Below are 21,130 nucleotides of genomic sequence, written 5' to 3'. Positions count from 1 at the left end.
AAATTTTGCCGAAAAAACAAAAGGTAAAGCATGCCAAACGCAACTGTTGAGTTTTATCGTAAGAACAGTCAATCTTTTACTGAGTCGACTTTAAATGTTGACATGAGCCCCTTATATCAGCGCTTTCTCCCCAATATTCCCGCTGGTGGTCATATTTTAGATGCTGGCTGCGGCTCAGGGCGGGACGCGCTGCATTTTAAAAAAGTGGGCTTTAAGGTCAGTGCTTTTGACGCTTGCCCTGAGTTGGCTGCTTTTGCCAGTAACTTACTTGGCGAAAAAGTACAGGTTAAAACCTTTGCAGAGTTGTCTGAAAATCAGCAATACGATGGCATATGGTGCTGCGCCAGTTTGTTGCATGTAAAACAAGAGGAATTACCTAGCGCCTTTCAAAATTTAACAACAGCATTAAAGTCCGGCGGTACCCTTTATGTCAGCTTTAAATACGGTGACGCGGAGCGTAATGCACAAGGTAGGCATTTTACGGATCTAAATGAGAGTGGTTTAGCCGAGCTTGTGGCTAAGCAGCAATGGCTTGAGGTCTTCGAAGTTTGGCAAACTTGCGATCAACGGCCCGGCAGAGAACATGAGCTGTGGTTAAATGCGCTGCTAAAGAGACGTTAAGAGTAACCAATGGCGACAAAACAACAAGAAATGCAATTACAGTTAGAGGCTAAACAGCTGACGTGTGGCGGCGAAGATCCGTTATTACCTCATTTACTGCATGCAATTAACCATGCTGACGAGATTGAAGTAACAGTTTCTTTTATTCAGCCGAGTGGCTTGGCATTGTTGTTTGATTCTTTTTCTGAAGCGTTGGCAAATGGCGCGCAGTTAAAGCTACTGACATCTGATTATTTAGATATTAGCCACCCTAGTGCTTTGCGGGAGCTGATGGCACTGGTCGATAGAGGCGCTGATATTCGCATTTATCAAACTCAGTCTAATCAAAGCTTTCATATGAAGTCATATATCTTCGTAAAGAACAGTAAGCAAGGTGAGTTGGTGTCGGGTTGTGCTTTTGTTGGATCTAGTAATATCAGTAAAAGCGCCTTAACCAGTGGCTTTGAGTGGAACTTTAGGCATGATTATGGTGCCCCAGAAACGAGCCCAGCAGCAAAAGAGTTCAACAACATTCGACTGGCGTTTCATGAGGTGTTTAAGCACCCCAATGTAGTCACACTGACCCACGACTGGATCACCCAATATATAAAAAGACGCAAGCAACAAAAGTTTATAGCAGTGGCACCAGAGCTTTCGGATGAGCAAACTGAAACTCCGTCACCACAGCCAGAGCAAATTCACGCACTAGAAGCGCTTAACAAAACACGAGAAGCAGGCTTTAAGCGTGGTTTAGTAGTGTTGGCTACAGGCATGGGCAAAACCTGGTTAAGTGCGTTTGATATCAAGCAATTTAAAGCCAAGCGTGTGCTATTTGTTGCTCACCGCGAAGAAATACTATTACAGGCGCAGCGCACCTTTGCTAGGTTACTTAACCACTCAACAGGGTTCTTTAACGGCAATCAAAAAGAGTTCGATGCTGAGTGTTTATTTGCGTCTATTCAAACAATTGGTCGGTCTGAACACATCCAGCAATTTAGCAAAAATTGTTTCGATTATATTATTGTGGATGAGTTTCATCATGCCAGTGCGCCTGGCTATCGGCTGTTATTGGATTACTTTGAACCCGAGTTTCTACTTGGTTTGACTGCAACGCCAGAACGAACCGATCAAGCGGACATTCTTGGGCTTTGTGATAATAACTTGGTTTTTGAACGCAACTTAACTCAAGGCATTGATAGTAACACCTTAGTGCCGTTTCATTATTACGGGATTTGGGACGAAAACGTAAACTATAAAGAGATCCCGTGGCGCAATGGTCGTTTTGATCCACATGCCCTTGAATACACCTTTGCCACCAATAAACGAGCCACTCATGCGTTAACGCAGTGGCGCAAACACAGGCAATCTCGCACATTAGCCTTTTGCGTGTCGACAAAACATGCGGATTACATGGCCAACGCTTTTGAAAAAGCAGGGGTTAAAGCTCTGTCTGTACACAGCCAGTCAAAAGTAAGAAGAAATGAAGCATTAAGAATGCTCGACAATCGGCGCGTTGAAGTATTATTTACCGTTGATTTATTTAATGAAGGTACGGATTTACCCAGCATAGATACCATATTAATGTTGCGCCCGAGTGAGTCTAAAATTCTCTTTCTACAGCAGCTGGGCCGTGGTCTGCGACGCCATGAAGGCAAAGATCACCTTGTGGTATTGGATTTTATCGGCAACCACCATAGCTTTTTAAACAAGCCTTTTGCGCTATTGCAAGAGAACTCAGCAACCGGCGTTGTAAGAAAGTTACGCAAGCCAAACCTACCAGATGGCTGCTATGTAAATATCGATTTAGCGGTCACTGATTTTTGGCAAAAACTCGCAAAAGCTCAGCGTACTACAGCACTTGAAGATGTGACTGAGCTTGCCGAGCAGCTAGGGCACTTGCCCACTATAAGTGAGTTCTATCGCCATTACGGTGAGTTAACCAAGGTGAACAAGCAGCACAATGGTTGGTTTGATTTAATAGCCCAAACATCTGACTTAGATGATGATAAACACAACGCCGCTGAACAGCTCAGGCCATTTTATGACTTCTTAAATAAGGGCGTGCAAACGACTTCGATGACCAAGTGCTTTAAGGCAATTCTATTGCAAGCGTTTGTGCAATTGGATGGTTTTTTAAAGCCGCCGACAATTACTGACTTAGCAGTGCTCAGTGCAAAAATACTATCGCGCTACCCAAATTTAAAACAGCACGACCTTGGGCAAAAAGAGATGTCACTGCAGCCAGAGTCAAAAGCTTGGATTGCCTACTGGTGTCGAAATCCAATTCGCCACTTTAGTAGTAAAAACAAAGATGGCAGCCAGTGGTTTTTGCTTGAAGGGGACAAGTTCAAAGCGAATTTTGATGTGCCAACTGAGCAAGTTGAAAGCTTAAATTCTGCGGTATTGGAATTAGTGGATTATGCATTGGCAAAGTACAGCCAGCGGCCATCAGTGCAAGCGCAAATGCATAATACAAGACAAGAAGAGCAAACTAAGGACACTGTTACTCCTCTTTACAGCGAAGAAAACGAAGAAACTCAGAAGCTCCCATACTTTCCAAACCTAAAAGTTGCCTGTGGTCATTTTAAAACCGGTGACAGTAGCGATATGACGTACGTTCCTGTTCCATCTGGCTGCGGTAAAGTTGACCCGGAAAAGCATTTCTTAGCTCATGCGAGTGGCAATTCCATGAACGGTGGAAAGAACCCAATACTTGATGGGGATTTGCTTTTGCTTGAGCGGATCACTGCTAATAATGCCGGTTCAATTACTAATACGACTATTGCTATTGAGCAATTTGATACAGCTGGCGACGAACAGTTTCTATTACGAGATGTAAAAAAGCAGGTTAATGAGCAAGGTGAAGTCACTTACTTGCTTGTGGCAAGGAACCCTGATTATGCAGTAATGGAAGCCAGTGATGAGTTTGTGACGTTTGCACGATTGAAAAGTATTCTGGGTTAACCATAAGTGGATTTGGCGTCTAGTGAGATGCTTTTCCCTATTGGTTTGGCAGGCTAAGGATATGGCTTTTCAGTACTAAATTGTGCTTAACCGAAACAGATCGCCGCGTAAAGCGGCTCCGACCTTATTTATCTTTCACTTAGCCTAAAAAGTTTAATAGCTTCTGGCCATACATTTCTAATAGTCATGCTCCTACCTCACAGGTTGGCCAAAGCGAATGGCGTTGCCATAGGGGTCGTCGATTTGCATTTCTTTCATCCCCCAGGGTTGTGTGGTCAGCTCGTATCTAAATGGGGCGTTTAGTGCTTGCAGTTGTGTGTATAAAGCTTCGATGTTTTTAACTCTGATATAGCAGCTGCTACAGCTGCCAAGCGTTTTGGCTTGTTCTTCGCTTTGGGCTTGCCAAAAGTGGATTTCAGCGTCGTCTCTTACCACAATCAAGAGGCCATGCTCTGGCAGTATTAACTCAATGTTAAAGCCAAGTCGTTTAGCCATAAATGCTGCCGTCACCTCAAGGTTGCCAGAGGGGAGTTGCGGAATAGCTTTGCCTAAATACATCTGCGTTGTTCCTTTTTAAGGTTTTTATTACTTTGCATTAAACGCAATGGCATTAACAGAGTAATTTGCTTGGGCGTGGTAATTGCTCTAGCTAAATAGTTAACCGATAGCGATACACCGGTGAGCGATAAAAGTCTGCTACGGTGAGTGTGTGTTCGGGTGATGTGCTGGGTAGGGCAAAGTTATGGCTGATTAAGAAACCAGCGAAGTTGCCTTGGTGGCTCAGCTTTTGTGCAATTTCAGCCATGCCTTGAGGGTGTAAATAGCAAACGAGCAGATCGGCGCTGGCAAACTCAACTTCAAGAAAGTTTTGTTTTTTGAAGGTGAGGTTGTTAAGCCCTGCGAGGTTCTTATACCACACCGACACCAGCCAAGGTAGTAATGAAGCTTCATACCCCACTATTTGGCGCTGAGGATATTGTTTGGCGAGTTGCACGGCTAAGCCTCCCCAACCGCTGCCTAAGTCGTAAATAGGGCCGGTTCCGGTATTTTCGGCGAGTTTTATGATGGCATTACGCGCTTTGTTTGAGCTAGGCATAGGGGAGATCCCCACGCGGATCGTGCTCCACACAATAGAGCTGGCTATCAGCAAGGCGATGACGACAAAGGCGATTTCAATTGCAAAAGGGATAGCTGCACCATGAATTTGTAAAGCAATACTTGTAAAGTTAACTAAAAATGGGTTTATATACAAAGGGGCGCAGAAAAGTAGTCGTGCTTTGTTTGGCTTTTTTAGATGAGGTTACTATGCAGCAGGTTCTTGGTTTTGCGCTTTCGGCTGTTATTGTGGTGGTTGCCTTTGTGGTGTCGGCAACGGCGGCGGGGATGTTGGCAGACTACATTGGCTGGTGGAAAAAGCCAGTGATTGGCTCGGTGGCGGCGGCCTGTGTGGTGTTTGCAGGCTATGTCAGTGCCCCTAACTACAAGTTATTTAGCGCCGCGGTGTGGTTACTTATTGGCGCGGTGGCGGCGGGCATTATGTCGAGTGTGTTTATGTATGCTGAAGACGAAGGCAGCTCGGTGCCTTTGTACATTACTTATGCCAGCGGGGTCTTTAGTTTAGGGATGTGTGCGGCCTGGCATAAATGGCGTGCGCAGTAATCGCCTAGTTGCTCTAACTTACCCTGTTTTCTCTAGCCATCTTTATAAAATATGTAGCACGGCCGGGCTAGTAATTTGCTCTCGCTGTGTATCATGTCAATTTGTATCTTGTAACCAATTTGAAAAAAGGAATTTTATGCTACCTGCTGCAATGAAAAAGGCACTTATTGCTTTTACTGAAACCACCGAAAAGCAGCCTAATCAATATGTAATAGAAGGTTTTTTGGTGGGCTTAGCTGCCACTCAAAACGTGCTTCGGGCAGATTATCTGCTGCAAACCTTGTTTGGTAATTATCAATCTATTCATAAAATTCAACTAGAAACACTTCTTTTTATGTGTGAAGAGGCTTATACCCTAGTCACAGAAGAAGAGTATCAGCTACCCAAAGCGTGTGTTTTACCGAAAAAAGAAATAGAGCCAGTGTTAGCGAAAGAGCAACCCTTACCGAGCTTTTGCCAGGGGGTCGTGGCGGCGTTTGATATAGCCGATACCACTGATCTTCCTACCTTAACCAGACATAATGTGAACAACGTCAGAGATCTATTCCATAGTTTTACTAGCTTGGCTGCTGCGCGCGAAAGCTACCAAGGCATGGAGCCAGTTTATAGTTTTGAACAGCATATGCAGCAACTAAAGCGTTCTTTGAAAGTGGAGCTATTTGCTTTGAAAGACGCGTTAAGCTGGGGGGAAGAGGACGACGAAGCGCTGCTAGATGCCGAGCTACTTGCTAATGATTACGTTGACGGTCTAAGTGAGTTTGAGCAGGCACAAAGAGAAGAGCTGGTTGATGAGCTGCTGATGCTTGAAGGAGTAGCGTCAATCCCAAGGTTAGATGCGTTTATTGCCGAGGAAGAACAAAATATTGTCACCCCTGCTTTTAAAAGGGAGAACGAGGGAGTATTTTGGTTGATGCACGAAACTCGGCCATACATGCTGGTACGGCATCACAAAGCCATGATTTATTTTAATGCCGATAAAATAGAAATGGCCAGCAAGGAACTTGAAGAATTATTGCGATTAAACCCCAGCGATAACCAGGGTTGCCGTTATATGTATGCGAACTGTTTGGTTATTTTGCAGCAGTGGCAAAAACTAGAAGCGTTATTAGAAGAGTTTGATGAGCCGAGTTTGTCTATGCTTGGTGCAAAAGCCTTGATGTTTTATGCCCAGCAAAGATCCAGTGAAGAGTTAAAAGCGCTCAAAAGTGAATTAAAGCAAAGTAACAAGCATTTTATTAGAATACTGACAGGCCAAGAAAAGTACAAAGAAGGGCCTGTGTACATGTATTCTCGAGGCTCTAAAGAAGAAGTGATCATGTATATTACTAACGGCGGTAAAAAAGCCTGGCTTAGTGTTGAGGGAAGTTTGTTTTGGTTGCGTAAAAAGGAGTAATTACTAGCCAGCTTCGATAAGAAATAACACCACCGCGAAATAAAATCGCGCCTACAGCAGATACGAAATGTTACCGTCTTAAAAACATCGCGATGTAAAATCGCTGCTACGAAAGTGGCGTGCTTTTTTGGAGTCACAGATTCAAATAACACAAATTCTGTAGGCGCGGATTGATTCCGCGACCTAGGTGCAAAACCGAAATGTGGGAGCGGTTTTCCGCCGGGATCTTTTGTCGCGATATAAACCATAAAAACAAGCGCGATGTAAAATCGCGCCTACAGCAGATACGAAATGTTATCGTCTTAAAAACATCGCGATGTAAAATCGTTGCTACGAAAGTGGCGTGCTTTTTTGGAGTCACAGATTCAAATAACACAAATTCTGTAGGCGCGGATTGATTCCGCGACCTAGGTGCAAAACCGAAATGTGGGAGCGGTTTTCCGCCGGGATCTTTTGTCGCGATATAAACCATAAAAACAACCGCGATGTAAAATCGCGCCTACAAAAGGGTCGTGTGTTTGGAAGACACGATTCAAATAACACCGCCCACCTTTTGCAGGCGCGGATTGATTCCGCGACCTAGGTGCAAAACCGAAATGTGGGACCGGCTTTATGCCGGGATCTTTTATCGCGATATAAAATCGCGCCTACAAAAGGGTGGCTGCTCTTAAGCACCACGCCAATCCCATAGCGGCGGATTCATTCCGTGACCCAATAGATGAAGTTGTGCCGCCGTAAAACCATCGCGATATAAAATTCCGGTTACAATATTATTTACGCATACGTTGATACAAAATGACGGTAGCGCTGGTGTGTCTTGGAGTAGCAAAACCAAACTCAATAAGGGAAAGCGGTTTTATACTGAGATAAATCTTGCGAGCATACTAGTTTGAATCTCTAAGCTTTTTTGTTGAATCATTGTAATTGGGCTGTAAGCTTTTGGTTGAAAAAACCATCGGCGGTCAAGATTTTTACTATCTTGTTGACTTGAAAGGATAATTCAATTCTAATTTGAGCTGTGTAACTTGATGTTAAGGGATTATACGGATGTCTTTTCGGGGTTTTCTGCTCTTTTTAACGTGTGTCTTGGTGGCATTATCCGGCTGTAAAAGCTCACCGGACTCCACGGCAAATTTAAAGCAAAATCAACAGACGGTGGAGCAGGAGGCGCTTAGTCAGGCTTTTGCTGCTCGTGGCTTTTATCGTAGCGCTTTAGGTAATATTAATTACTTAAACTCGCGCCAATGTAGCAATTATCAGCTACAAAGCCATCGTGGCTCTATTAAGTATCCTGAAAACTCTGTGGCTGCAGTGATCGATTCCTTAGACAATGACTTTGATGTGGTTGAGGTGGATGTCCGCGTAACCTCTGATGATGTGTGGGTGATACATCACGATAAATACACAGGTAGAGAAAGCGGTACCATAGATAATAAACGACGCAAAATTGAGTCCCTCAACTACCAGCGTGAATGGGGGTATTTGCGTACTCGGGACCAACACTCTGGCAAGTTGCTCGACTCTATGCCAGCAAACTTTCGCCAGCTTGCCAGTGCCTTTTCTAAGCATGCAACAGGGCAACAACGGTTAAATATTGAAATCAAATCCAACGCCTCAAAGGGTGATCTAGAGATGTTAGATTATTTGGCCTTTAAGATAATTGGCGCTGGGCGGTATTTTTACTCAAGCCTGTCTCTAACTAATTTGGAACGGATGAGAGACATTAACTCTAATGTATTTTTGTCTTTTATTCAAAGACCTGCAAAACGCTCGGTGAGATTGCTTCAAGCTAAGCTGGAGCAAGGAGCCGCCGGAGATAATATCTATAAGCGCAATAAAAGTCGTATTGATAGCCTAACAGGGTATGCCTCAAAGCGTTATCGAGAAAAGCGTTATGATAATCAGCAGGCGATGCAGAGACTAAAAAAGAGTCTAATTCATAACTATGGTTGGGCCGTTGATATCAGGCAATTTGCAGCCTCCCCATCGCGCTTTAAAAAGTGGGCCAGTATTTATCAGCTGCCGTTAGCTACCTATTCAATAAATGGTCAGGCCTTCCATGCTAAGGCTTTATTTAATTTGCCAGTGTCACAGCGGCCCACTTCTGTGATTATTGACGACACCGTATATGGGTTTTGTAGTCAGTATGGCGTGCCAAAAATGAAACCGTACACTGGCACTACTCATTTTACTCGTCGTTTAGCTGAGCTGCCTTACGATTTAGATTTAGAAAGGTTAACTGAGGTCAATACTTACTATGGCAACGGCCTATATCCAGCTTTAGGAGGGCTGTTGAAGTCTATCCATGGAAGCCTATCTGACCATAATTATACCCCGCTGCTGCTAGACCCCAAGGCAGGAGAAAAACAACCGGAAACCGCCATTGAACTTAAGACTCAACAAGCCATTAAAGTTGAATTAAGAAAGGGTAAATAGTGAAACGCGATCATAAACCTGTATTTTGGCGAGCTCTATTGTTTATTATGAGCTTGGCGTATCTTATTCCGGAAGCCATTTTTAATGCGCAGTTGGTCTCATTAGTTGGCTTAGGCACGCCTGATGAATTAGCCCTTGAGCAACTGGAAATCTATGGACGAGCCATTTCTGGTATCGGGGTTACCTTACTGTTGGCTGACCTACTACCTGCGAGATTTTATCAAACCCTGTTCCGCGGAGCGCTGAGCTTACTGACACTGACCAGCTTGGTTTGGCCAACGGTGTATTTTGGTCAAAAAGTGCTGGTAGAGCGCTTTTTAATTGAGCCTTCTTCGGCACAGCAGCGAGAGCATGCGGTGTTAAGCGCGGCGTTTCGTGATGCGTTGGCCATCAATGCAGTGGAAGTTTCCGGGCTAGAATATGATGCCGATGCGCTCAAAAGTTCTGAGAATTTAACCTTTTTAGCGTTGTTTGGCGGATTATTATACGCCGATGATCAACTGGCCAGTAACTTAGAAAGTCATAAGCGCGAGATCATTAAACAATTTGTACAAAAACGTGCCTATCAAGATTTTGACCAGCATTATCGAGACTTTTCTAGTTTGTACGCACGGTTATCGAACAGTTACAGCGAGTACGCTAAGGGATCAAATCAATATAATCAAACGCTTGCCGACATTCCTGCTCGTGAGCAAGAGTATTGGCAACAAATTGAGCAAGAGGTTAATCAGGGTTGGCAGCGCTACTTGCAAGCGCAAAAGAAGTATATTGCTCGAGCTGAGGCACGAGCACAAGAATATGGGCCCAAAATTTATCAATATCACAAGGCGACTAATCGTTGCCAAGAGCGCTACGACAAATACTCTGAACGCGAACGTAAGGCAAAATGCATAGAGCGTCTTCATGCCCGCTACAAAACGCAAATCGATAAAGCAGGGCTTGGCTATATTCCACCTGACTATTGGTTGATTGTTGAGGAGATCAGTGGAGCTGAGAATGCGGCCAATACAGTGTTAGCCGGGGTGCTAACCGGTGGCGTTTCTACTGCGTTGCAAGTGTTAAGTTTTGCCACTGGTGGTGACGGTGGTATTAAGGATAAGCGCTATAAATACACTGATGACCCAAATCATTATCAACATCGGATCCTGGCTCACCCGAACTTTCAAAAGCAGTTTGAGAAAGAAACCGGCTACCCTATGAACATCACTGAATTGAGTGAGTTCCGACGTCATGATAGTACCCAAGCGCGGTTAAGACAAACACTGCATAATAAAGGGCTGCTCTTGCCTGCTAAGTGGCATATTGATCAACGACAACAGTTTGCCCGCGCGGTCGCTAACAAGGTAAAGCACGATGCCGATGAACGCTGGCAGGCTGCCATGCAGCAAAAAGGCTTAGACTTACCGATTAATTTAGACTGGCAATCATTTCAATTGCATCCCAGCATTCAACAAAAAATCGCGCAACAGATGGGGGATATGTACGTAAAAAATGTGCGTGCAGATTGGAACAAGGCAAACTTTAAACGCTATGTGCTAGACGTCAATATTGAGCGCCGCACTCAGCAATATCTCAATATGCTCAATAACGCTAGAGTGCATTTCGAAGAAGGTGGAAAATATGCAGAGGCGGGCAAGCAAGCACTTAGATCGGTGGTGATCCCGCCCATTTCAATGTCATTGAGTTTATTTTTAATTTGTTTAACGCTGATTAAACTCCCTCTAAAAGCGGTAGAAGTGATCAAGCCAAGCTGGTCAGCTTATTTACCTCGGTGGGCAACGTTTGCAACCAAAGTTGCGCCGGTTTTGCTACTGATTGTATTACCAGTGTTACTGGTAAAGAGCCAATTTACTCACCATCAGCAAAGTCCTGTGAACTATTTTCTCGGTAAGGTGGAGCAAGCCAGTAATCCGATGTTTTCCTTTGCTTTACGCTGGACCTTACATGTGCAACCTATTTTGCATCCTTTAGGGCTTAAACTAGAGCAGCATAGTGGCATTTATCGCTCTTTAGAACCTCTAACTCACTTTATGGCGCAGTTCGACACGCAGTTAACTGCCTATACAAGTGAGGATAATCCTCGTCAGCAGGTGAATAAGGTATTCAATAATCAGGCTACATTGAACATTAGCAGTAATGTATCTGGTGCTACGATCCGGATTATGAATATAAAGCCTAAATACCATCACAACATACGCCTAAAACCGGGTAACTATGATATTCAAGTAAGCGCAGATGGGTATCAAACTTACCGCCGCTGGCACCGCGTGTTAGCTGGGAAGCAGAGCATAAACATAGAACTGAAGAAACGATAAAGGGAACCAATGAATCATTGTAATGCACCAATTTACATTAACGAGAGTTATTGTGGCCACTGCGGAGAAACTTTACCGGAGGAGATAAAGCTCACTTCGGTCGCTGAGTTGCTTCCAGAAGTAATTAAGAATATTAAGGGCTATTATCCTGATTTTCAGTCTATAACTGGCACTGTGTTGTCTACTTATTTGTATAAAAGGCGGTATACCAATGGCAATAATGACCTGACTTATAGTTATTGGTGGGTGGAGTTAGAAGACCGCGAGGGATTGCGATATCACACCTCTGTTAGCGCCGAGGATGAATTTTTCCGCGATATAAAGCGCGGAGATGTATTGACCTTGGTTCAGCCAGCTCCTTATAGTTTAAACTACCCTGTCGTTGGTAAGCAGGCGCAAACTACGGTAAATAACTCCTCTTCTCCGGGCGCTGTGATTAATCACATGGAAGAGATGCAGAAATATCAATTGCAAAGTGCTTTCCAGCCTGAACCTCAAAGCACTTCGTTTTTATGGTTATTATTGTCTGGTATTATGTTTTTTTGCCTCTATGGAACAGGCTTATTGGCGCCTCAACTTGCCGCCATTCTGTCTGCGGTTTGCGCCGTAGGGGTTTATCTATTTGAAAGCAATAGCCGCAAGAAAAGCTATCAAAAGCGCGTTGAAAAATATAACGCTTTAGTCGACTCACTCAGCCAAATGTTACAAGTGAGTCGCGATGAGCTTGGTTATCATTTGGCGCACAGGTCGGTAGCAGAATCTGATATCTTTTGTTTCTCTTGCCATAAGCGTATACCCGATACGTTGAGTTTTTGCCCAGGTTGCGGAGAGTCCATAGCGAACAGCCGAGATGCAGGCAATGCTAAAGAGTTAGAGCAGAAGCTGATGGAGCAGTTTTCAATGGCGTATGATGAGCCTTATGTTCACCGTAATGCGCTGTATAGCAATAGTAAAGGAGATGTTCTTTGCCGTATGTTTTTGGGTCGAGTCGTTGCCAAACCGCTAGATGCTAACGTTTCAGATGTTGAGACCCTCACTACTACAACCATCAGAACTGATCATTATCGCGGTGGATATTTTAATCACTCAAGTTATGAAACCGAAACGGAGCGGCATCGTCAACGCGACTCAAACATCAGTGGACAACTGATGGTGCAAATTGCTGGTGATGAAATTGCCGAATTCACTTTTGCAGAAGATGTCATCGGTGTGTGTGATATTGGTGATTGGGTTGTGTTTGCTTACGCGACACCGCAACTAAACCACGACTCGAGGTTATGTCGCGAGTATATCTACAACATCAGCAAAGAACAGCACTGTAGTACCAACAGCTTTATACACCATAGCTTTACTGCAAGTCTTGGCGTGTGGTTCACTCTAGCGGTGGTTGCATTGGTTAGTAACTTTGTGCTGACGCTACCTGATTACGCGGGACTATTAAACACCTTGTATCACCCAATATTAGATCCTGTGTACCAAGTGCCATGGATTATTGAAAACGTTCCTCTGGCTGTATTTGCACTATTGAGTGCAATTTGGGCTGTTCAAGGAAGTATTTACATCGTAACGAATAAGCGCAAACGCAAGAAAATTCTTGCTCCACTACGAGCTAAGCTGAATAAATTCGAACAATCAATAGAGGAAGTTATTACCACCATTAAGAAGCTGAATTAATGGTAAAAACACCTCCACCTTGTAGGCGCGGATTGATTCCGCGCGCTTAGGTGCAAAACCGAAATATGGGACCGGCTTTACGCCGGGATCTGTTAGCGCGATATAAACCATAAAAACAAGCGCGATATAAAATCGCGCCTACAAAAGGGGGTATGTGTTTGGCAGAAACGATTCAAATAACACCGCCCACCTTATGTAGCTGCGGATTCATTCCGCGCGCTTAGGTGCAAAACAGAAATGTGGGACCGGCTTTACGCCGGGATCTGTTAGCGCGATATAAACCATAAAAACAAGCGCGATGTAAAATCGCGCCTATAAAAGGGGGGTATGTGTTTGGCAGAAACGATTCAAATAACACCTTCACCTTGTAGGCGCGGATTGATTCCGCGCGCTTAGGTGCACAACCGAAATGTGGGTCCGGCTTTACGCCGGGATCTTTTAGCGCGATATAAACCATAAAAACAAGCGCGATATAAAACCGCGCCTATAAAAGGGTGGCTGTTACTCTTGCTCAGTGATAATCCACTTGGCGGCCAGGGTGTTTGGTTTGCCATGGCGGTTTACTTCTGGGCGCTGCTTATCTTGATTGAACCACACGTATTGCTGCCAGTAGTCATTTTTAATATTCCAAATACCACCGTTATTAATCAGGGTGTAGCTGGCACGTTTGGGCGAGTCGAGCAGTTGCAAATAACCAGAAAAGCTAGTGCTTACTCCTACAAATAGCTCGGGATTTTGTTGCGCTCGAAAATACTGCTGCCCTTGGGCATTGCTCACCTGTATTAACGGCAGTGGCACATTGGCTATTTTAAGGTGGGTGTCTTTGTTAATTGTCTCGGCGCTTAGGAATTGGTTATTTACTGCCGATTGAATGGTTACGTGCTTGCCGGTATCGGCTTGGCGTTGTGGGTATTGCCAATCGCTTGGTGGAGTTTGCCAAGTGGCTGATTTCCAGCGCCAGTTGTACGGAATATCTAAGTGAGGGTCGTTTAAGTCTTCGTAGCCGGGCTCGGCTTCAATGTTATATAAACATTGTCTACGCTCTGCTTCCAGTTGCGCTACTCGTTCGCTTTGGCTGGTGGTGCCCACATTCAGCCCTGCCATGCATTGGCTGAGTGTTTTACCTTTGCCGCTGTCATTGGGGGCCAACACATAGGTATGGTCACGTTTGTTTTCGTCTTTGTACCATTGCAACATGGCTTGCTCATCAAACGATAACCAGTTGTCGACCAGTTGCTGTGCTTCTTGCTCGGCAGCTTGGCGTCGCTGTGACGGTGGTAGTGCCATGGTGCGAATAAAGGCGGCCCAAAGATCTTTACTGGCCTCCAGTGCTACTAATGCCACCGGTTTCATACTGCTCACCTGATACGACGACCAACCGGATTCAAGCCGCGTGTCTGGCTGCCAAATCACATCACCGCTGGAAAAGCTTAACACGTCTTTGGTATCGTGGGTGTGCTGCTCAGCTCCTTCAGAGCAAAGGTATGCTTTTACCTGCCAAATAGACTCATAATTGTCCTCAGGTAACCGCACGGTGTGCTCTGGGCTGAATGAATCTTGGAATAAGTGCACGGCTCGACCAAATAAAAAGTAGTTGTGATCCACTTCCGTAAGCGTTGAATAACCCCCGCCGTCCCATACTTTCATGCGTTTCTCTGATGCGGTGGCTGCCGTGACAAAGTGATCGATAAAGCGCTGTTGTGAACGGTAAGCTGCATCGACACCGCCCTGGCCGCCAACGTCGTCATAACGGCGCATAAAGTGGTCTAGTTGAATGTCGGCTGGCTCCTGTGACACTGCACTGAAGCAGTCTGGGCCGCTTGGATCGGTGCTGGCTTTAGCCACATTAAAACCCGCTATATCAACCCAGCGCTCGCCAATAATGGCTGAGTGGATGCTGTCATATCTGGGCTCATAGAGCGAGTTGTCGATTTCTTGCGCTTGAATTTTAGCCACTTCCTCGAGCGCGGTGTTGAGGCGAGTATCTTTGGCTAAGCCGTGTTGCCAAGACAGCCTAGGATCGTTGGGATCGGCATTAATAATGTGCTCGGCATCAAGCACTTCCAGTGCGGCGGTACGAGTAAGCCATTCATGGCCCATGGGAGTGACACCTTGACCACCCCATTGGGTAAAGGCTGTAACAGAAGCGCTACTACTGAGCGAAATGGCGAGGCATAGATGCTTTAATTTCATGTTTACTCCTAGAAAATTAAAGGTACTGACTAGTGCTAATGCACTAAAAAAGGAACGCAAGATTATAGTTTGTGAAATAAATGTTTCAACATAGTAATTAAAAATAAAGCTGTTGAAATATATGGGAAAATATGAATGTTACAGTGATTGAGTGTAATCGTTGTGTATTAGAAGTGATTCGCTGTGGTTTTAAATAGTCAATAATAACAGGTAGTTGCAAGTATTTTATTTGGGTGTCTTTATTAATTTTGCTTGCTTGTAATTGGCCGTAATTGCAGCAAATAAACTTTTATTCTACTTTTTATTTACATTTATCGTGGCTTTGAGGTAATTGCGTTGTCAATGCTTGGCTGTTGCTCACTGTGCACTGGCAATTCAGCCGTTACCAACTAGAAGGCGCGTTTAAATGTAAGGCTGCAACTCGGCTTAAGTCTGGACTGGCTCTGCATAGCTCAAGCACCAAGGTTGCATTGTTATTAAAAGCAAAAGGATACAATCATGAACTACACACTTCACCCCAGCGTTGGTGTTGCGCGCTTAGGCAATAGTGACGGTCAATTTTATTTAAGCCCCGATAAGATTGGTGGCTTGCCATTTGAAGCGGATGCACGCGGCAATAAAATCGATCACCCGGTTTATCAGTTTAAAGATGATCAAGGCCGGATCCGTAAGCAAGGCCAGCCGTTTAAAATTCTCGATGAAAACAACCAAGAAATCACCTTGGCCAGTGATAACGTTAAAAGCATTACTTGGACAGCGCACGTGGCCAACAAAAAAGCAGCGTGGTATGCATTTAATGAGTTGCAAGGAAACTTGCTGTACGGTGAAGACAATAGCTATCACAATCGTCAAACCCCCAAGCGCAATGCCTGGTCTGAAGAGCGTCAAAATCTCATCATCGACCCGGGCCCGCGCACCATCTCTGGCGCCAATGCCAAGGCAATATTCGATAAAGCCAGTGCGCCGGCAAACTATCCGGTAAGCTTTCCCACGAAAGACGATCCCCGCCCTGGCCAACATTGCCCATTTCAAGGTGAGTTAGTGACATCCCTTGGTGAAATGCTTACCGACGATGAAGGCCGTTTGGTGATTATAGGTGGCAAAGGGGCTGCGGGAGGCAATGAACCGCTGGAGTCGTACGGCGGTGCCGATACTTGGCATGACGACATTGCCGATGGCACTGTGTATTGCACTGTGGAATTCAACGACGGCAGCAAAGTGAACTTGTCATCTTGGATTGTGGTGGGCTCGCCAGATTTTGCCCCAGAAATTGTCAATATTTCTAACCTCAGCGATACCATGTTTGATGTTGCCGTGCGAGAGCAAAACCTTTGCCCTGAGCTTTATAGCAATGGTGAGTTTCAAAGCAGTTTTGTAGCCAATTATGACCGTGATATTGCGCCGATTATTGCACGGATCAGAGGCTATCAATGGGTGGCTAACGTGCAGTCGATGTCGGCGTTTTTTGCTAATATTTTTGACTTTAAAGACAATTCTGAAGCCAACAAGGCGAATCGCGAGGCTTACTTTAGCTACTTTAGGCAACCAGAAGACCCTGCCACCGTGCAGCAAACGCCACCTGAACAGCAAACCAATCAGCAACTATTTGAACACGGTACTGAGGGCCACTTACCGTTAATGCCACTGAACTCAGGCAGTAATTCTGTGAGTAACGCGGAAGATAATATTGTCGATAAATTCTTAACCCTAACCCAAACCCAGTACTTTTTATTAAGCCAGTGGGCGGCAGGGCACTTTAGCGCCGAAGCTGCACCGCTAAACCCAAGCGGCAAAGATGCTTTTGGTATTCATTATGCCGATCAAGCCAGTGTCGGTAATTGTGTTGGCTTACCTATGTGTCCGGGGATTGAGGTGACGTGGAGCATGCAAAACCCAGTGGTTTATGCCGCGCCTTATATGATTAAAGACCAAAGTCATGGCCAAGGATTTCCATGTGGGTTAGACCCAGACCGCGATGAATGTGAGGGCGGTGGTTGCCAACCGGGAGACCTAACTAAGCGCATGGCCTGCCCGTGGCAAGCGGACTTTTTTAACTGCACCATTCAAAACGTTAACTTTACCGATCCCACCGTTAATAAAATCAACCAAGGAAGCAGCACCGATCCACACATGGTGCCCGCTCCACCGAGCTACTATAGCTACTGGTGGCCGCCACAAAGTCCATGGGATGTGTTAACCAACCAAATTGACGATCAGGCAGCGACCCATCTGCCTGCCGGGCAACAAGTGAATTATGCGCGAGGGATCAATAGCTTTGTGCAAATGGTTGAGCATTGGTCGGCATTGGCGTTTATTCGTAACCAAAATGTCGATGCTCCTGCCTTTCCATTTTTTACGGAAACCGAGCGCAATCATCAACTGTTTGCTTATAAAGATGTTCCAGTGTCGGACATTACTGGCAATCAGGCGGACGATGGCACCGATATTCCGGTGTTTTATATTCCAGACGACGTTAAAAGCCATTTATCGTCGGGCTGCGATAAAGCAAAAATGTTGCTCAAAGGGTTAGAGCAAAAAATGGCGGCGCCAATTAAGGCCAAACCTGCAGCGAAAAAAGTGCCACGCAGTGGTACTCGAACTAGAAGGTAGCGTTATGACTGCGGCTCATCAATGTGATGTGCTGGTTATCGGTGCCGGCCCCGGCGGGGCCAGCGCCGCACTTACCTTGCTTAATCACAGCAATTTATCGGTCACTGTATTGGAACAGTCTGATCTGCAGAAAATGCGCGTAGGAGAGAGCGTATCAAGCAGCCTGTTTGCAACACTGGATTACCTGCAGTTGCCACGGCAAAGCTTTGCGCCAGAGTGCTTTAGCGCAACGCAAGGCAGCAGCGCCTATTGGGGCAGCGACACCGCGGCCAATCGCCATGCTATTTTTGCTCCCGACCGAGCCACCTTCCAAGTTGACCGCGAGGTGTTTGATTTAACTCTACTTGAGGCGGTGGATAATCGCGGTGGCAGCATACTTCCGCGCTGCAAGTGTAAACAAGTAAAGCAGCGCAGTGATAAACAGTGGCAAGTGACGGCATATCATCCAGAGTTCGGTGAACGAACCCTGCTTGCACGTTTTATTATCGATGCCTCGGGTCGCAGCGGCACCATTGCGAACCTGGTTGGCGCTCAGGTAACGCAATTCGATCAGCTGATGGGGGTTGGTGCGTTTTTTCATTCGCCACAGCATACGGAGTTGGAGCAATTGCAGCTGTTAGAAAGCGATGAAAACGGCTGGTGGTATAGCGCCGCGCTTAATAACACCACGCTCGTTGCCACTTATTTCAGTGATGCCGAGCAGTTGTCTGAGATGCGTTTAAACCGAGTGTCGCAATGGCAGCAACAGTTAAGTCATACTCAGGTGATGGCAAAGCGCTTAGCCGGGCTTAGCATGATTGGCAATAAGCTGTGGCTGCGTCCTGCGCACAGTCAGTCGACGCAATTTGCTCAAGTGGCAAACTATCTGCCGGTTGGCGATGCCGCCTGTGCGTTTGATCCCATTTCTTCGATGGGGCTCGGCTTTGCCATGACCTCGGGCTGCCAAGCGGCTAGGCTCATTGCTAATGAGGCGGATAGCGGATTAAGTGCTGCAACTCAGCTGAGCTATCAACAGGATATTGCGCAACAGTATCAGCAATACAGTGCGTTAAAGCAGCTGTTTTATGGCAAAGAAAAACGTTGGCCGCATTCTGCTTTTTGGCAGCGTCGCCAACATGCCGCGCCAGCGGTGGCCTAAATAAAAAAACCGCGATAACGGACTATCGCGGCTTATTTGGGGTTTATAAGTACGTATTTAAGAACTCTAAATAGGCTTGTGAGGCTTCAATACGGTTCTCTTTTTTGCTAAAACCATGGCCTTCATCCTCAAATAGCACATATTCTACGGGTACACCGTTGGCACGAACGGCTTCTACTAGCTCATCGCTTTCCACTTGCAGTACACGCGGATCATTGGCCCCTTGCACCACCATTAACGGCTTTTTAATGTTGCTGACATGAAACAGAGGCGAAATACGGGTCAAACGTTCTTTGTCGGTAGCGGGATCGCCTAACTCGTCATACAGTGATTGGCGGTAGGCTTCCCACCAAGGTGGAATAGACTCCAAGGTTCTTACCCAGTTCGTGACACCAAAGACATTGATCCCAACCTCAAACTCGTCTGGTTGGAACGCTAAAGCGGCGGCTGTCATGTAGCCGCCATAGCTGCCACCCATAATGCCAATGCGTTCAGGGTCTACCCAGTCTAGAGTTTGTAAGTGCTTTTTACCCCAGACTATGTCTTGCAAGTCGTCTTCACCGTGGCGCTTATCATCCAGATGGAAGAAGGTTTTACCATAGCCGGAGCTACCGCGGTTGTTGACAGCAAAAATGGCATAGCCATGGTTCACTAAATGCTGCACTCTTGGGCTGTAACCGGTCATGCTCTGGCCTCCAGGCCCGCCATGAACATACACAATGGCAGGAACGGGGTTGTTGCTGCTGGCTTGTTTTGGCTTATAAAGTACACCCGGTATTTCGAGGCCGTCGAAGCTATTAAAGCGTACGATGCTGCTTTCAACCAAGTGTTTGGGGTTGATTTCATCGTTTAATGTTTCAGTGAGTTGCTTTACCTTATCGCTACCTACTTGCCAAACATAGAGGTTGTTTGGTGAGGTGTCGGAGTTTAGATAAAACGCCATTTGGCTTTCATCTTTGGAAAAGTTGACCCCTTTGATACTGCCTTCAGGCAGCGCTGGCAGTTCAAGCGTTTGTTGGGTTTTTAAGTCGGTAACGGTGACTTTAATGCTGGCATCTTCATTGACACCAACAACACGGTAGCGGTCTGACTCTGAAAAGTATAAAAAGCGCACATCCCAAGACTTTTTAACGTAGGGGGTATGCTCACCCGTGTTTATGTTGTAGCGCCAATTTTGGTAAAACTCGCCATGGGCATCGGTGCCGTAATAGAGGTAGTTATCGTCTTTTGAAAATGCAGACGCGGAAAAGTTAGCCGCATGCTCAACGTTTGATATTTCTATCAGTGGTTGTTCGGGTGCGGTTAAATCAAGTAAAAACAGGTCGCTGTCTTTGTTGCCTTGAGCGCGGATCAGCGCCACGTAACGATCGGTATTACTTACCTGCTGTACGTTTAGGTTGTTGTCGTTTTTGTAGAAAAGCGTTGACTCATAGCTTTGCGCGTCAACTTTATATAGATCCATAAAACGTTCGTCGCGCTGATTGCTGAGAATGTAAAAGCTCTTTTCATCTTGGCTAAATCCGGCAAAGCTGGCGCGGGTGTTGTCTCCAGGCGTTAAATCTTTTACTTCACCATTTTCGAGCCGAACATACAAATGAAAGCGCTCATTACCGCCACTGTCGCGGGTGAAAAGTATGCGCTCGTCGTTTGGAAAGTAACGCACAGGGTAAGTAGAGTCTGTGGCCTTGGTAAGCTGTGTTTTGTTGCCGCTAGCCACATCGATGGCATAGAGGTTAAAAATGCCAGACTCGTCAGAAGTGACTAATATTTTGCTGCCATCGGGGCTAAATGCTGAACCAGAAATACTGGTGGTGTCATAAAAGTCTTGAGCTGAGTAGGTTTCAAAATCAGCGACTTGTTGTTGCGTGCTGGTTGATGTTTGCCCCTGATATTGGCTGCATGCGCTTAAAGTGGCTATTAGCCCACATGCAATTAGGGTGTGTTTTAACATAAATCCTTTCCCTTTGTTATTATTGTAAACCCAGATATTTCAAACATGAGCGGCGTATTTCACATCAGCCTGACCCAAGCTTTAACACCCTAGGTACCTGTTTGTCATCATTGATAATTATAAAAACCACTTATGAGCTCAGCTCGAGTGGTGATGACATTTCTAGGTTAGGGATAAATGAGCAGTAATCAAGCACT

The 21,130-nt window shown here is 45.6% G+C and carries 13 protein-coding genes; 9 read left to right on the top strand and 4 right to left on the bottom strand.

Annotated elements, in window-relative coordinates; translation table 11 throughout:
* The first annotated feature begins 30 nt into the window (after nucleotides 1-30).
* Both R3P39_RS01130 and R3P39_RS01125 read left to right on the top strand, forming a co-directional pair.
* The gene (locus tag R3P39_RS01130) at nucleotides 31-621 is read left to right on the top strand and encodes a class I SAM-dependent methyltransferase (protein WP_336565171.1); all 591 of its coding nucleotides are present in this window, start codon (nucleotides 31-33) and stop codon (nucleotides 619-621) included.
* Nucleotides 622-630: 9 nt separating this feature from the next.
* The gene (locus R3P39_RS01125; protein ID WP_336565170.1) at nucleotides 631-3,564 is read left to right on the top strand and encodes a DEAD/DEAH box helicase family protein; all 2,934 of its coding nucleotides are present in this window, start codon (nucleotides 631-633) and stop codon (nucleotides 3,562-3,564) included.
* Nucleotides 3,565-3,756: 192 nt separating this feature from the next.
* On the opposite strand, the gene R3P39_RS01120 is transcribed toward R3P39_RS01125, so the two are convergent.
* Nucleotides 3,757-4,122: a bleomycin resistance protein gene (locus R3P39_RS01120; RefSeq protein WP_336565169.1), complete on the bottom strand. Its 366-nt coding sequence runs from the start codon at nucleotides 4,120-4,122 to the stop codon at nucleotides 3,757-3,759.
* Between the two features lie 91 nt (nucleotides 4,123-4,213).
* Nucleotides 4,214-4,816, bottom strand: coding sequence for a class I SAM-dependent methyltransferase (locus tag R3P39_RS01115; RefSeq protein WP_336565168.1), 603 nt, complete (start codon nucleotides 4,814-4,816; stop codon nucleotides 4,214-4,216).
* A gap of 53 nt (nucleotides 4,817-4,869) precedes the next feature.
* On the opposite strand from R3P39_RS01115, the gene R3P39_RS01110 reads away from it, so the two are divergent.
* The 5 genes from R3P39_RS01110 to R3P39_RS01090 all read left to right on the top strand — a co-directional run bounded on the left by R3P39_RS01110 (nucleotide 4,870) and on the right by R3P39_RS01090 (nucleotide 13,041).
* Nucleotides 4,870-5,223 carry a hypothetical protein gene (locus R3P39_RS01110; protein WP_336565167.1) on the top strand — a complete coding sequence of 118 codons (354 nt, stop codon included), beginning with the start codon at nucleotides 4,870-4,872 and terminating at the stop codon, nucleotides 5,221-5,223.
* Nucleotides 5,224-5,359: 136 nt separating this feature from the next.
* On the top strand, nucleotides 5,360-6,616 hold the full coding sequence (locus R3P39_RS01105) for a hypothetical protein (protein ID WP_336565166.1): 1,257 nt from the start codon (nucleotides 5,360-5,362) through the stop codon (nucleotides 6,614-6,616).
* Between the two features lie 1,047 nt (nucleotides 6,617-7,663).
* Nucleotides 7,664-9,052 (top strand): glycerophosphodiester phosphodiesterase, encoded by a 1,389-nt coding sequence (locus R3P39_RS01100; RefSeq protein WP_336565165.1) that lies wholly within the window; start codon nucleotides 7,664-7,666, stop codon nucleotides 9,050-9,052.
* The gene (locus tag R3P39_RS01095) at nucleotides 9,052-11,367 is read left to right on the top strand and encodes a carboxypeptidase-like regulatory domain-containing protein (protein WP_336565164.1); all 2,316 of its coding nucleotides are present in this window, start codon (nucleotides 9,052-9,054) and stop codon (nucleotides 11,365-11,367) included. The genes R3P39_RS01100 and R3P39_RS01095 overlap by 1 nt, the downstream gene beginning before the upstream one ends.
* Nucleotides 11,368-11,376: 9 nt before the next feature.
* A complete protein-coding gene (locus R3P39_RS01090; RefSeq protein ID WP_336565163.1) occupies nucleotides 11,377-13,041 on the top strand; it encodes a hypothetical protein in 1,665 nt (554 codons plus the stop codon).
* Between the two features lie 501 nt (nucleotides 13,042-13,542).
* Here the strand turns inward: R3P39_RS01090 and R3P39_RS01085 are convergent.
* Nucleotides 13,543-15,234 (bottom strand): hemolysin D, encoded by a 1,692-nt coding sequence (locus tag R3P39_RS01085; RefSeq protein WP_336565162.1) that lies wholly within the window; start codon nucleotides 15,232-15,234, stop codon nucleotides 13,543-13,545.
* Between the two features lie 498 nt (nucleotides 15,235-15,732).
* Between R3P39_RS01085 and lodA the strand changes: the two genes are divergently transcribed.
* A complete protein-coding gene (gene lodA, locus R3P39_RS01080) occupies nucleotides 15,733-17,844 on the top strand; it encodes a CTQ-dependent lysine 6-oxidase LodA (RefSeq protein ID WP_336565161.1) in 2,112 nt (703 codons plus the stop codon).
* 4 nt (nucleotides 17,845-17,848) lie between these two features.
* The gene (lodB, locus tag R3P39_RS01075; RefSeq protein ID WP_336565160.1) at nucleotides 17,849-18,982 is read left to right on the top strand and encodes a lysine-epsilon-oxidase maturase LodB; all 1,134 of its coding nucleotides are present in this window, start codon (nucleotides 17,849-17,851) and stop codon (nucleotides 18,980-18,982) included.
* Between the two features lie 43 nt (nucleotides 18,983-19,025).
* Here lodB and R3P39_RS01070 read toward each other — a convergent pair whose 3' ends face one another.
* Complete coding sequence (locus R3P39_RS01070; RefSeq protein ID WP_336565159.1) at nucleotides 19,026-20,933, bottom strand: S9 family peptidase; 1,908 nt, start codon at nucleotides 20,931-20,933, stop codon at nucleotides 19,026-19,028.
* Nucleotides 20,934-21,130 lie beyond the last annotated feature (197 nt).

It is taken from the genome of Pseudoalteromonas sp. UG3-2, from assembly GCF_037120705.1.
Classification (GTDB): domain Bacteria; phylum Pseudomonadota; class Gammaproteobacteria; order Enterobacterales; family Alteromonadaceae; genus Pseudoalteromonas.
The sequence above is the reverse complement of the archived record's forward strand: the minus strand, read 5'-3'. Positions and strand labels throughout refer to the sequence as shown.